The organism is Mesorhizobium sp. CA6 (genome assembly GCF_020165035.1).
Taxonomy (GTDB): domain Bacteria; phylum Pseudomonadota; class Alphaproteobacteria; order Rhizobiales; family Rhizobiaceae; genus Mesorhizobium.
This window is the reverse complement of record NZ_JAIUHI010000017.1, coordinates 49,737-61,922: the sequence shown is the minus strand read 5'-3', so window position 1 is coordinate 61,922 and position 12,186 is coordinate 49,737. Positions and strand designations below refer to the sequence as shown.

Sequence of the window (12,186 nt, the reverse complement as noted above, 5' to 3'; positions counted from 1 at the left end):
CGTCTCCACGGGCGAAACGCCGCGTTTCGCCGGCAATCGATTTTGTCCGGGGGCGGTCTTAGAGCCTTTTCCAACCATATGAAAGTTGGAAAAACGACTTGGTACCGTGGGGCCGCTCAGCACAATCCTGCTTGCTTGAGCACGCGATAGGCCTGCAGCACATCGCGGAACCGGTCTTCCGAACCTCTGTCGCCGCCATTCGCATCCGGATGGTGGCGCTTAACGAGTTCCTTATAGCGCGCCTTGATGTCCTGACCAGTCGCCTTTGTGTCAAGGCCAAGCGTTTCCAGCGCCTTGGCCTCAAGTGGCTTTGCCTTGCGCTCGCGCGGCTCGCGTGCTCCGCCGCTGAACAGGTTGAAGGGATCGCGCATGCGGTTGTAGTAGCCGGCCCGCCCCGAACGCTGCTGCGCGAAATCCGGCGCCGAGCGCGTCCCGCCGCCATTGGCGCCCATGCGCCATGTCGGCCTGTGGCCGGTCAGCGCCTCCTTCTGGAAGCGGGCGATCTCAGTGTCCGACACGCCGGAGAAGTAGTTGAAGCCCTTGTTGTATTCGCGCACATGGTCGAAGCAGAAGCGAAAATACTCGCCCTCCTTGAGGCGCCCGACCGGCGCGCGATGCGTGCCGGCTTCGTTGCAGCCGTCCCACTGGCAGATCGGGGCGCGCGACTTCAGCTCCGCGTCCTTCTCCGGCCGAATTCGAATTTTCTCGAAATATTTGGGGTACGCTTTCATCTCACCCATTTATGGGCTGTTCGCATGTGCGAAACAAGAATTGACATTTCGCCGATGATCGCCCTAACCGCTGAATCGCGGCTTAAAAGCGGTCGAAATTCAAGATTTTGCGGCAATGCCGCAGATGTGGGGAAGGGAAACCCGGATGTCCATACAGTCGACAATCGAAAACAAGCTGAAAGCGGCATTTTCGCCCGAACGGCTAGCGGTCATCAATGAGAGCCACCTTCACGCCGGTCATCATCACGTCGAGTCCGGCCACCACGCGACGTTCGACGGCGCCGGCGAGACGCATTTTCGCGTTCGCATCGTTTCGCCGAGCTTTGCCGGCATGGCTCGCATCGAGCGCCACCGTGCCGTCAACGAATTGCTCGCGGACGAACTGAAAGCCGGCGTGCATGCGCTGGCGATCGAGCCGGCGGCACCCGGCGAGAAGACGCGCTGGTAAGCTCTCAGCCGACGCTCGCCTTGAGGAAGGCCAACACAGCCGCGGTCAAGGCGTCGCCGTCCTGGCCGAAATCGCGATTGATCGACATGTGCGTATAGGCGCTGCCGTCGAACAACGTGACCTTGGCGCCGGTGGCGCGCAGGCGTTCCGCGAAAGCCTTCGACGCTTCGGCTCGCCCGGGCGCGCGCGAATAGGCGATGAAGGTCGGCGGATGTTTCCTGCCGTCGACATGGGTCGACGGCGATAGCGCCGCCCATTGTGTCGGGTCGGGAAAGGCGCGCGCATAGGCGCCCATCATGCCGCCATTCCTGGAAAGCGCCGCAAGATCATAGGCCCTGGTATCGTCCAGGATCAGCGCGGCGACGCCGGGCAACCCGCCGCGCATGCCGGTCAGCGCGATGAGATGGCACCCGGCCGAATGGCCCATGCCGACGATGCGACTGGGATCGCCGCCGTATCGGGCAATGTTGGCGCGCACATAGCCGTAGGCCTTTTCGACGTCGCCGGCCTGGGTGGCGACATCGGCTTCCGGCAGCATGCGGTAATCGATCGAGACGAACACGAAGCCATTGGCGAGCAGGAAGTCCGGCTTTGAGCCGACCTGGCCGCGTTTGCCGAACCGCCAGGCGCCGCCATGGACAAAGAAAACCACCGGCAGGTTGTTTACGCCGTCCGGCGCGTAGACATCGAGCTTGGCCGGACCGTAATCGAGGGTTTGCGGTGCCTGCCGGCCCGGACGCCTGGCGGCTGACGCACCTGCCGGCAGCAGCGCCCCCAGGGATGCCGCGATGAAGCCGCGTCGATCGATCATCGTCATCTCCGGCCAGGTTGCGGCGCAAGCGCGCCGCGCACCTCGATTGGATCAATAATGACAACTTGTGGGCAGCAAACCAAATCAGGACCTTGAAGCTCCGCCGGCAATCACCACGTATTTCTCGGGCGAGCATTTTCGGCCGCGTCGGGTATCCCCCGGGTCAATGCCAGATTGCATGCGCTATCCTTCGTGTGAAGGGAACAAACAGTGCTTTCCGGCAGTTGATGCAGCGATGAGCCGATTGGCAGCCCACCGGCTCCGAGGCAAAGCACCATGCGCGAGAACCAATCAGACGTCTTCGATCTGTTTTCGGAGATTTATTCCAACGCGGCTCAGGAAGAGATCAGCCTGCAGCAATATCTCCTGGCCTGCCGCGAAGACAAATCCATGTATGCGTCGGCGCCCGAACGCATGGTCGAGGCGATCGGTGAGCCGAACCTGGTCGACACCAGCAAGGACGAGCGGCTCGGCCGCATTTTCTCCAACCGCACCATCAAGATCTATCCCTCCTTCTCCGATTTCTACGGAATGGAGGATACGATCGAGCGCATCGCCGGATATTTCCGCTATGCCTCGCAGGGCCTCGAGGAGCGCAAGCAGATCCTCTATCTCCTTGGCCCGGTCGGCGGCGGCAAATCCTCACTGGCCGAACGGCTGAAGAAGCTGATGGAGGAGCGCCCGATCTACACGCTCAAGGTCGGCAACAAGATCAGCCCGGTCTTCGAATCGCCGCTCGGCCTTTTCCATCCCGATCGCATGGGCGATCTGCTGGAGGATAAATACGGCATCGCCCGCCGCCGCCTGAACGGATTGATTTCGCCCTGGGCGGCCAAGCGCCTCGACGAACTGTCGGGCGACATCTCCAAATTCAGCGTGGTCAAGCTGATGCCGTCGCGGCTGCGCCAGATCGCCATCGCCAAGACCGAGCCCGGCGACGAGAACAACCAGGATGTCTCGGCCCTGGTCGGCAAGGTCGACATCAGGCAGTTGGAGCACTTCAGCCAGTCCGACCCGGACGCCTACTCCTACAGCGGCGGCCTCAACCGGACCACGCAAGGGCTGCTCGAATTCGTCGAGATGTTCAAGGCGCCCATCAAGGTCCTGCACCCATTGCTGACGGCAACCCAGGAAGGCAGCTACAACGGCACCGAGAATTTCGGTGCCTTCCCCTATCAGGGCATCGTCGTGGCCCATTCCAACGAATCGGAATGGCAGCAGTTCAAGAACAACAAGAACAACGAAGCCTTCCTCGACCGCATCCTCGTGGTCAAGGTTCCCTATTGCCTTCGTGTTACCGAGGAGAGGCACATTTACGAGAAGCTGCTGCGCGAGAGCGAGCTGGCAAACAGCCCCTGCGCGCCCGAAGTGCTGGACATCCTCAGCCGCTTCACCGTCTCGACCCGCCTTGCCGAGCACGAGAACTCGCCGCTCTACACCAAGATGCGCGCCTATGACGGCGAGAACCTCAAGGAGATCGACCCCAAGGCCAAGTCGGTCCAGGAATATCGCGACGCCGCCGGCGTCGACGAGGGCATGACCGGGGTCAGCACGCGCTTTGCCTTCAAGATCCTGTCGCAGACGTTCAACTACGACACCAAGGAGGTGGCGGCCGATCCCGTGCACCTGATGTACATCCTCGAGGAGGCCATCAAGCGCGAGCAATTCCCGAAGGAAACGGAGGCCGCCTTCCTGGAATTCATCAAGTCGGAACTCGCGACGCGCTATGCCGAGTTCATCGGCCATGAGATCCAGAAGGCCTATCTGGAATCCTACAGCGAGTACGGTCAGAACCTCTTCGACCGCTACATCGCCTATGCCGACGCCTGGATCGAGGATCAGGACTACAAGGACCCCGACACCGGCCAGATCCTCAACCGCGAGGTGCTGGACAAGGAATTGTCGCAGGTCGAAAAACCGGCCGGCATCGCCAACCCCAAGGACTTCCGCAACGAAGTGGTCAAATTCACCTTGCGTGCCCGGGCGCGCAACCATGGCCGCAATCCCTCCTGGACGAGCTATGAAAAGCTTCGCGAGGTCATCGAGAAGCGCATGTTCGGCCAGGTCGAGGACCTGCTGCCGGTGATCAGCTTCGGCTCCAAGCAGGACAGCGTCACGGAGAAGCGGCACAACGAATTCGTGCAGCGTATGGTGGAACGCGGCTACACCCAGCGGCAGGTTCGCCGGCTGGTCGACTGGTATATGCGCGTGAACAAGGCGGGTTGAGCAAAGCCGGGACGGTTCCATGCCGATCTTCATCGACCGCCGCCTGAACCCGAAGGACAAGAGCCTGGGCAATCGCCAGCGCTTCCTCCGGCGCGCCCGTGATGAGCTCAAGCGCAGCATCCGCGACCACGTCCGGACAGGTCGTATCGCCGACATTGACCGCGAGCATGCCGTGCCGATGCCTCGCAAGGGCACCAGCGAACCGACCTTCGGCGACGACAAGGAAAGCGGCAGGCGCCAGCACATCCTGCCCGGCAACAGGACATTCAGCCCTGGCGATCTTATCTCCAAACCGGGCGGCGGCGGAGGCTACGGATCGGCTCCAGGGACCACGGAATCCGAAGACGACTTCCGCTTTGTGCTGTCACGCGAGGAAGTGCTCGACCTTTTCTTCGAGGACCTCGAACTGCCGGATCTGGTCAAGCTCAATCTCAAGCAGATACTGAGCTTCAAGCCGAGACGGGCAGGCTTCACGGCAAGCGGAGCGCCGACCAACATCAATGTCGGGCGCACGATGCGCAACAGCCATGGGCGCCGCATCGCGCTCAGACGCCCCAAGCAGGCGGAGTTGGACGCAATCGCCCTGCAGATTGCCGAGCTTGAAGCGAAGCCGGCAAGCACGGCTATGAGCGAACGCATCGCTGCCCTGCGCGAGGAGTTCGACCGGATCGAGCGCAGGCGCAGGCGAATTGCCTATGTCGATCCGGTCGATATCCGGTTCAATCGCTTCGATCCCCAGCCGGTTCCGAACGCCAGCGCGGTGATGTTCTGTTTGATGGACGTCTCCGGCTCGATGGGAGAGCGCGAGAAGGATCTGGCCAAACGCTTCTTCGTGCTGCTGCATCTGTTTCTGACACGGCGCTACGAACGCACCGAGGTCGTCTTCATCCGCCACACCCACGAAGCCAAGGAGGTGGACGAGCATACGTTCTTCTACCACACCGAAAGCGGCGGCACGGTCGTCTCCACCGCGCTCGAGGAAATGCACCGCATCATCGAGGAACGCTACCCGGTCGCCGAATGGAACATCTACGCCGCCCAGGCCTCCGACGGCGACAATTTCGCCACCGATTCCGAGCGCTGCATAGAACTGCTCGACCGCAAGCTGATGCGGCTTTGCCAGTATTTCGCCTATGTGGAGATCATCGACGAGCGGGAAAGCCACATTTTCGGCTCGACCGAGAACGGCACATCGCTCTGGCGCGCCTACAACGCCGTCGACGGAAAATGGCCGAATTTCCAGATGAGGCGCATCGCCGCGCCGGCCGACATATACCCGGTCTTCCGCGAGCTCTTCGCCAGGCAACCTGATCTGCGCAAGAGCGCTTGAGGACTGAGGCTCGAAGGGACATAGGCCGATGGTCAGCCAGGCGCGCAAATCCGAATTGCTGTTTTCCGGGTCGGACTGGGATTTCAACAAGCTGTCCCGGGTCTATGACGAGATCGAAGCGATCGGCCTCGAAGAGCTTCGCCTCGACATCTACCCGGTGCAGATGGAGATCATTTCTTCCGAGCAGATGCTCGACGCCTATTCGTCGGTGGGCATGCCGCTGATGTACCGGCATTGGTCATTCGGCAAGCACTTCCTCTATAACGAACTGCTCTACCGCAAGGGCGCACGCGGTCTGGCCTACGAACTGGTCATCAACTCCAATCCCTGCATCGTCTACCTCATGGAAGAAAACACCATGGCCCTGCAGGCTTTGGTGACGGCGCATGCCGCGCTGGGACACAACCATTTCTTCAAGAACAATCACCTTTTCCGGCAATGGACGGACGCCGGCGGCATCCTGAGCTATCTGGATTTTGCCAAGAGCTACATAGCCCGATGCGAGGAACGGCATGGCATGGCGGCCGTGGAGGCAATCCTGGATTCGGCCCACGCGCTGATGGAGCAGGGTGTGTTCCGCTATCATCGGCCGCCGAGACTGTCGTCCGAGCAGCAGCGCGAAGGGCTGCGCGAGCGCCTGGAATACGAGGAGCGTTCGTTCAACGATCTCTGGCGGACACTGCCGCCTTCGCAAGAGAGTGGCGATACCAAAACAGCCGGTGACGACGACGCGGCCGAGCGGAAGAAATCGCTCAATCTGCCAGAGGAGAATCTGCTCTATTTCCTCGAAAAGAACAGTCTCGTCCTCGAGCCCTGGCAGCGCGAGATCGTCAGGATCGTGCGCGTCATCGCGCAATATTTTTATCCGCAGCGGCAAACCCAGGTGATGAACGAAGGTTGCGCGACCTTCGTGCATTACACGCTCATGAACATGCTGTTCGACCGTGGCCGCATCAGCGAAGGCGCCATGCTCGAAATCCTGCGCAACCACTCGAACGTGGTCTTCCAGCCGGCCTATGACGACCCCCGCTTTTCCGGCATCAATCCTTATGCGCTGGGTCTCGACATGATGCAGGACATCCAGCGCATCTCGACCGCGCCGACCGCCGAGGACCGCGACTGGTTTCCCGACATCGCCGGCCGCGGCGACTGGCGCGACACCTTGCTCGACGCCTGGGCCAACCATCGCGACGAATCCTTCATCCGGCAGTATCTGAGCCCAAGGCTGATCCGCAAATGGCGGCTCTTCGTGCTGGCCGACGGTGCCGACGAGCCGCACTATGAGGTGGCCTCGATTCACAATGAGCGCGGCTATGGCAAGATAAGGTCGGCGTTGGCGCAAAGCTACGATATCGGCGCCAACCGTCCCGACATCCAGGTGGTTGACGTCGACCTGCTCGGCGACCGGCATCTGCGGCTCCAGCACACGGTCAAGGATGGCGTCATGCTCGAGGGCCAGAGCCGCGACGCGACGCTGCGCCATATCCGCAACCTCTGGGGCTATGATGTCAGCCTGGCGGCAATCGATGCCGGTACCGGCGCGATACTCAGCGAGCGTTGGACCAAGGAACTTTGAGGGCATCGCCGGACATCGGCACGCCTTAGCCCTCGCTGGCGGGACGTATCCTCAATCTGGCGATGCGGTTCTTCTCGCGCTTCATCACCACGAAACGCTTGCCGTGGAAGGTGAAGGCCTGCTTCTCCTCAGGGATCGACTGCGTCTCATGGATGACGAGGCCGGCGATCGTCGTGGCTTCCTCGTCGGGCAGGTCCCAGTCGAGCGCGCGGTTCAAATCGCGGATCGGCACCGTGCCGTCGACGACGACCGAGCCGTCGGCCTCTTTCTTGACACCCTGCATGTCGATGTCGTGCTCGTCGGCGATCTCGCCGACGATCTCCTCGATGATGTCTTCCAGCGTCACCAGCCCTTCGACCTCGCCATACTCGTCGACGACGATGGCGAAATGCGCCTTGCGCCGCAGGAAGGCGTTGAGCTGCTCCTGCAAGGTGGTGGTGTCCGGCACGAACCACGGCTTGGCCGCGATCTTCATGACGTCGATCCGCGAAAAATCGTTGCCGACCTCGTTGAGGGCCCTCAGCAGATCCTTCGCATGCAACACGCCGACGATGTTGTCGAGCGAGCCCTTCCACAGCGGCATGCGGGTGTGCGGGCTCTGCAGGATCTCGCGCACCACCGCTTCCGGCGCATTGTCGGCATTGACCGAGCGCATATTGGTGCGGTGGACCATGACATCCGACACTTCGAGCTCGTCGAGGTCGAACAGGCCCTCAAGCCGATTGCGCTCCTCGGCCGCCGTGCCCTCGCGCCGGGGTTCGTCGCCGTCTTCATCCTTGCCGTTGCGCTCGGACCGCTGCGGCGGCTCGATCGGCCGCAGCGCATAGCCGCAAGCGGCAAGCAACCGGGCGCGGAAGAAAATCGCCAAAAGCACGATGGCGGCAAGGACGGCGGCGACGATCCAGCCGGCGCCGTTCATCCGGGATGGCTCACCTCGAGCCACCCGGGATGGCTCGATTTGAGGAAGGAGAGCACTTCCGAGGACGGCACGTCCTTGGCGATGAAAGCCTGGCCGATGCCGCGCGTCAGGATGAAGGTCAGTGCGCCGCGCGAGACCTTCTTGTCCTGGGTAATGAAGCCGAGCAAGGCCTCGGCATCCGGCAGCTCGCCTGGAATGTCGGCCATTCGCCAGGGCAGGCCGACGGCGCGCAGATGCGCTTCGACGCGCTCCGCGTCGTCCGGGCTCGCCAGGTTGAGACGCGCCGAGAAGCGGTGCGCCAGCGCCATGCCGATGGCGACGCCCTCGCCATGGACGAGCCGGCTCCCGTCATACTGCGTGGCGGCTTCGAGCGCATGACCGAAAGTGTGGCCGAGATTGAGCAAGGCGCGGTCGCCGGTCTCGAACTCGTCGCGGGCAACGACGTCGGCCTTGGCGCGGCAGGCCTCGGCGATCGCCTCGACCCGCGCCGGACCGCCGGCAAAGACTTGCCCCCAGTTCTGTTCAAGCCAAGCGAAGAAGGCCGGGCGGTCGATCAGCCCGTATTTGGCAAGCTCGGCATAGCCGGCGCGGAACTCGCGGATCGGCAGCGTGTCGAGCACCTGGGTGTCGGCAAGCACCAGCCTGGGCTGGTGGAAGACGCCGACGAGGTTCTTGCCGCGCGCGCTATTGATGCCGGTCTTGCCGCCGACGGAAGAATCGACCTGCGCCAGCAGCGAGGTCGGTATCTGCACGAAATTCATACCGCGGCGCACAATGCCGGAAGCAAAGCCGGCAAGGTCGCCGATGACGCCGCCGCCGAGCGCGATCACCACGTCGCGGCGTTCGAGCCTTGCCGCGAGCACGCCGTCGACCACTTCCTCCAGATGGACGAAACTCTTGGTCTTCTCGCCCGCAGGCAGCGTGATGACGGCGGACTGGATGCCGCCTTTGTCCAACCCAGCCTTCAGCGTGTCGAGATGTGCGGCGGCGACATTTTCGTCGGTGACGATGGCCGCGCGGGTACCGGGAAGCCGGCGCGCGATCTCCTCGCCGGAGCGCGCCAGCAATCCTGAACCGATCAATATGTCATAGGCGCGGTCGCCGAGTCCGACCTCGACCTTCACCGGTTCGGCATTGCTCACGACTGAATCTCGCCAGTTGTGGCGCTTGTAGCGCCGGTTGCGATCGCGTCGATGCCAAGATGGGCGCAGAGCGCGGCGACGACTTCGCCGGCGATGATCTCCTTGCGGTCGTCGCGCGTCGGCACAGTCAGGTCGGCGATGGCATATACCGGATAGCGCTCGCCCATCAGCTTCTCCAGCACGCCACGCGGGTCGGGATTCTTCAAGAGCGGCCGGTTCTGCTTCTTCGAAACGCGCTCCATCAACAGGTCCAGATCGGCCTTCAGCCAGACCGATATGCCATGCGCGGAAATCGCCTCGCGCGTCTGCGCGTTCATGAAGGCGCCGCCGCCGGTCGACAGCACCTGCGGTCCGTTCTCCAGCAGACGCAGGATCACCCGCTGCTCCAGCGCGCGGAATTCCGGCTCGCCATAGCGCTCGAACAACTCCGGCACCGTCATGCGCGAGACGCTTTCGATCTCCTGGTCGCTGTCCATGAAGGGCAACGACAGCATCGCCGCCACCTTGCGGCCGATCGCGGTCTTGCCGGCGCCCATCAGTCCGACGAAGACGATCGACCGGCTTCCGAGCCGTTCGATCAGCGCGGCGCGGCCTTCGTCCGTCGGATTTGGTGGCAGAGCGTTCATCGGGGCCTCTTTGCGCCGTATCGACATCAAAAGCCTGTTTGCGTCAAGCACGGCCGGACAAACGGCCGCGAAGCTTCCCCGGCAAAACCTCCTGTTCACCAGAATCCTTCCTGCTTGAATTGGCCGGATCGGCGTCCCATAAGGGCACAGGGCTTTGGAAAAGCAGAACAACAAGACGGGCGAAAATTGAATGCCGACTTTGTTTCGCTTCGTCGTGACGCTGGCGGTTCTTGCTGGCATTGCCTATGGCGCGATGTTCGCGCTGGCGATGTTCGTGGAGCCGAAAAAGGCCGAAATGAGCATCCGCATTCCGGCTGAAAAGCTCAACCCGAAGAAAAACTGACCCACGAACACCGACAAAGAGCTGATCCCGGCCGAATGAACAGCGCCGCCCGCATCGAAGCCTTCCTCGAGATGATGAGCGCCGAGCGAGGCGCGGCCGAGAACACGCTCTCGTCCTATCGCCGCGACCTGGAGGATGCTTCCGAGGCGATCAAGGGCGGACTGGCGGGCGCGGGATCGGCCGACATCCGCGCCTATCTCGACGACATCGCCGCGCGCGGCTTCGCGCCGACCTCGCAGGCGCGCAAATTGTCGGCGATCCGCCAGTTCTTCAAATTCCTCTATGCCGAAGGGCTGCGCGGCGACGACCCGACCGGCACGCTGGACAGCCCGCGCAAGGGCCGGCCGCTGCCGAAGACGATGAGCGAAGCCGAGACCGGGCGCCTGCTCGACCGGGCAGCGCAGGAAGCCGGAGAATCCGGGCCGGACGGCGACAGGTTGGCCGCGTTGCGCCTGCACGCGCTGGTCGAAGTGCTCTACGCAACGGGCTTGCGCGTGTCGGAACTGGTCGGCCTGCCGGTCACGGTGGCGTTGCGCGACGATCGCTTCTTCATGGTGCACGGCAAGGGCGACAAGGAACGCATGGTGCCGCTCTCGACCAAGGCGCGCGCCGCCATGCGCGCCTGGCTCGCCGCAAGGGCCGAGCGGCCGGCCTTTGCCGAGAGCCCGTTCCTGTTTCCGGCCTCTTCCGACAGCGGCCATCTCTCCCGGCAGGTTTTCGCCCGCGATCTCAAGGGGTTGGCCGCTCGGTCCGGCATAGCGTCGGCGAAGATCTCGCCGCATGTGCTTCGCCATGCTTTTGCCAGCCATCTCCTGCAGAACGGCGCCGATCTCAGAGCCGTTCAGCAACTTCTTGGCCATGCCGACATCTCGACCACGCAGATCTACACCCATGTGCTGGAGGAGCGGCTGGTGCGGCTGGTCAACGATCATCACCCGCTTGCCGACTAGGCCTCATATCGCTATGTGAGGGCGACGTTCCACCGCCCGGAGCCGGCATTTCAGCGGTTCCGCCAGCCATTTGCCTTCCGACGGATCGGTCCGCTCAAGCATGTACAACTACCTCGACTTTGAAAAGCCGGTGCAGGATCTGGAGCTCAAGATCCTTGAGCTGAAGAAGCTTGCCGAGAACGGAGAGGCGGTCGATGTCGGCGAAGAGATCAGCAGGCTGGAAAAGCGCTCGCGCGACGCGTTGCGCGACCTCTACAAGGCGCTCACGCCCTGGCAGAAGGTGCAGGTAGCGCGCCATCCCGACCGTCCGCATTGTGTCGACTACATCAAAGGGCTGTTCACCGATTTCACGCCTTTAGCCGGCGACCGCAATTTCGGTGACGACCAGGCGATCGTCGGCGGCTTCGCGCGTTTTCGCGGCGAGCCGGTAGCGATCATCGGCCAGGAAAAGGGTTCGGACACCGCAAGCCGCATCAAGCACAATTTCGGCTCGGTCCGGCCGGAAGGCTATCGCAAGGCGGTGCGCCTGATGGAATTGGCCGACCGCTTCCAGATCCCGCTTTTGACGCTGGTAGACACCGCTGGCGCCTATCCCGGCGTCGGCGCCGAGGAGCGCGGCCAGGCCGAAGCGATCGCGCGTTCGACCTCGGCCTGTCTTTCGCTGAAGGTGCCGTCGATCTCGGTGGTCATCGGCGAAGGCGGCTCCGGCGGCGCCATCGCGATCGCCACCGCCAATCGCGTCTACATGCTGGAGCATGCCATCTACTCGGTGATCTCGCCCGAAGGCGCCGCCTCGATCCTGTGGCGCGACACCACGCGCTCGAAGGACGCGGCGACCAACATGAAGATCACCGCGCAGGATCTTCTCGAGATGAAGATCATCGACGCCATCATTCCCGAGCCGATGGGCGGCGCCCAGCGCGCGCCGGAAACGGTGATTGCCTCGACCGGCGACCTCATCGCCAGGACGATGAAGGATTTCGCCGGCGCCAACACCGATTTCCGCGAGCAGCGCCGCGAGAAATACCTGGCGATGGGCCGCAGCCTCTGACCTCTCAAGTCCGGCAAGATGTTCAACTGTGGC

12 protein-coding genes are annotated in these 12,186 nt (G+C 62.8%); 7 read left to right on the top strand and 5 right to left on the bottom strand.

What is annotated here, in order from left to right; genetic code table 11:
• Nucleotides 1-116: 116 nt before the first annotated feature.
• Nucleotides 117-740: a J domain-containing protein gene (locus LB526_RS23540; protein ID WP_095767437.1), complete on the bottom strand. Its 624-nt coding sequence runs from the start codon at nt 738-740 to the stop codon at nt 117-119.
• Between the two features lie 136 nt (nt 741-876).
• On the opposite strand from LB526_RS23540, the gene LB526_RS23535 reads away from it, so the two are divergent.
• The gene (locus LB526_RS23535) at nt 877-1,179 is read left to right on the top strand and encodes a BolA family protein (protein WP_095767436.1); all 303 of its coding nucleotides are present in this window, start codon (nt 877-879) and stop codon (nt 1,177-1,179) included.
• Between the two features lie 4 nt (nt 1,180-1,183).
• Here the strand turns inward: LB526_RS23535 and LB526_RS23530 are convergent, their stop codons facing one another.
• Complete coding sequence (locus tag LB526_RS23530; RefSeq protein WP_224629992.1) at nt 1,184-1,990, bottom strand: alpha/beta hydrolase; 807 nt, start codon at nt 1,988-1,990, stop codon at nt 1,184-1,186.
• Between the two features lie 276 nt (nt 1,991-2,266).
• Between LB526_RS23530 and LB526_RS23525 the strand changes: the two genes are divergently transcribed.
• Genes LB526_RS23525 through LB526_RS23515 form a run of 3 tightly spaced genes read left to right on the top strand, consistent with a single transcriptional unit; the run spans nt 2,267 to nt 7,122 of the window.
• Nucleotides 2,267-4,216, top strand: a complete 1,950-nt coding sequence (locus LB526_RS23525) for a PrkA family serine protein kinase (RefSeq protein WP_140845861.1) — start codon at nt 2,267-2,269, stop codon at nt 4,214-4,216.
• A gap of 19 nt (nt 4,217-4,235) precedes the next feature.
• The gene (locus tag LB526_RS23520) at nt 4,236-5,546 is read left to right on the top strand and encodes a YeaH/YhbH family protein (RefSeq protein ID WP_095767434.1); all 1,311 of its coding nucleotides are present in this window, start codon (nt 4,236-4,238) and stop codon (nt 5,544-5,546) included.
• 28 nt (nt 5,547-5,574) lie between these two features.
• Nucleotides 5,575-7,122: a SpoVR family protein gene (locus tag LB526_RS23515; protein WP_095767433.1), complete on the top strand. Its 1,548-nt coding sequence runs from the start codon at nt 5,575-5,577 to the stop codon at nt 7,120-7,122.
• Between the two features lie 25 nt (nt 7,123-7,147).
• On the opposite strand, the gene LB526_RS23510 is transcribed toward LB526_RS23515, so the two are convergent.
• Genes LB526_RS23510 through LB526_RS23500 form a run of 3 tightly spaced genes read right to left on the bottom strand, consistent with a single transcriptional unit; the run spans nt 7,148 to nt 9,809 of the window.
• Nucleotides 7,148-8,041, bottom strand: coding sequence for an HlyC/CorC family transporter (locus LB526_RS23510; protein WP_224545652.1), 894 nt, complete (start codon nt 8,039-8,041; stop codon nt 7,148-7,150).
• Nucleotides 8,038-9,183: a 3-dehydroquinate synthase gene (gene aroB / locus LB526_RS23505; protein ID WP_224629991.1), complete on the bottom strand. Its 1,146-nt coding sequence runs from the start codon at nt 9,181-9,183 to the stop codon at nt 8,038-8,040. The genes LB526_RS23510 and aroB overlap by 4 nt, the downstream gene beginning before the upstream one ends.
• Complete coding sequence (locus LB526_RS23500; protein WP_224545650.1) at nt 9,180-9,809, bottom strand: shikimate kinase; 630 nt, start codon at nt 9,807-9,809, stop codon at nt 9,180-9,182. The genes aroB and LB526_RS23500 overlap by 4 nt, the downstream gene beginning before the upstream one ends.
• Before the next feature lie 190 nt (nt 9,810-9,999).
• Between LB526_RS23500 and LB526_RS23495 the strand changes: the two genes are divergently transcribed.
• The 3 genes from LB526_RS23495 (at nt 10,000) to LB526_RS23485 (ending at nt 12,153) form a co-directional block, all read left to right on the top strand.
• Entirely contained in the window at nt 10,000-10,152 is a 153-nt protein-coding gene (locus LB526_RS23495) for a hypothetical protein (RefSeq protein ID WP_042643428.1), read from the top strand.
• Between the two features lie 35 nt (nt 10,153-10,187).
• Nucleotides 10,188-11,102, top strand: coding sequence for a site-specific tyrosine recombinase XerD (locus LB526_RS23490; protein ID WP_224629990.1), 915 nt, complete (start codon nt 10,188-10,190; stop codon nt 11,100-11,102).
• 100 nt (nt 11,103-11,202) lie between these two features.
• Nucleotides 11,203-12,153 (top strand): acetyl-CoA carboxylase carboxyltransferase subunit alpha, encoded by a 951-nt coding sequence (locus LB526_RS23485; protein ID WP_140843171.1) that lies wholly within the window; start codon nt 11,203-11,205, stop codon nt 12,151-12,153.
• The last annotated feature ends 33 nt before the right edge of the window (nt 12,154-12,186 follow it).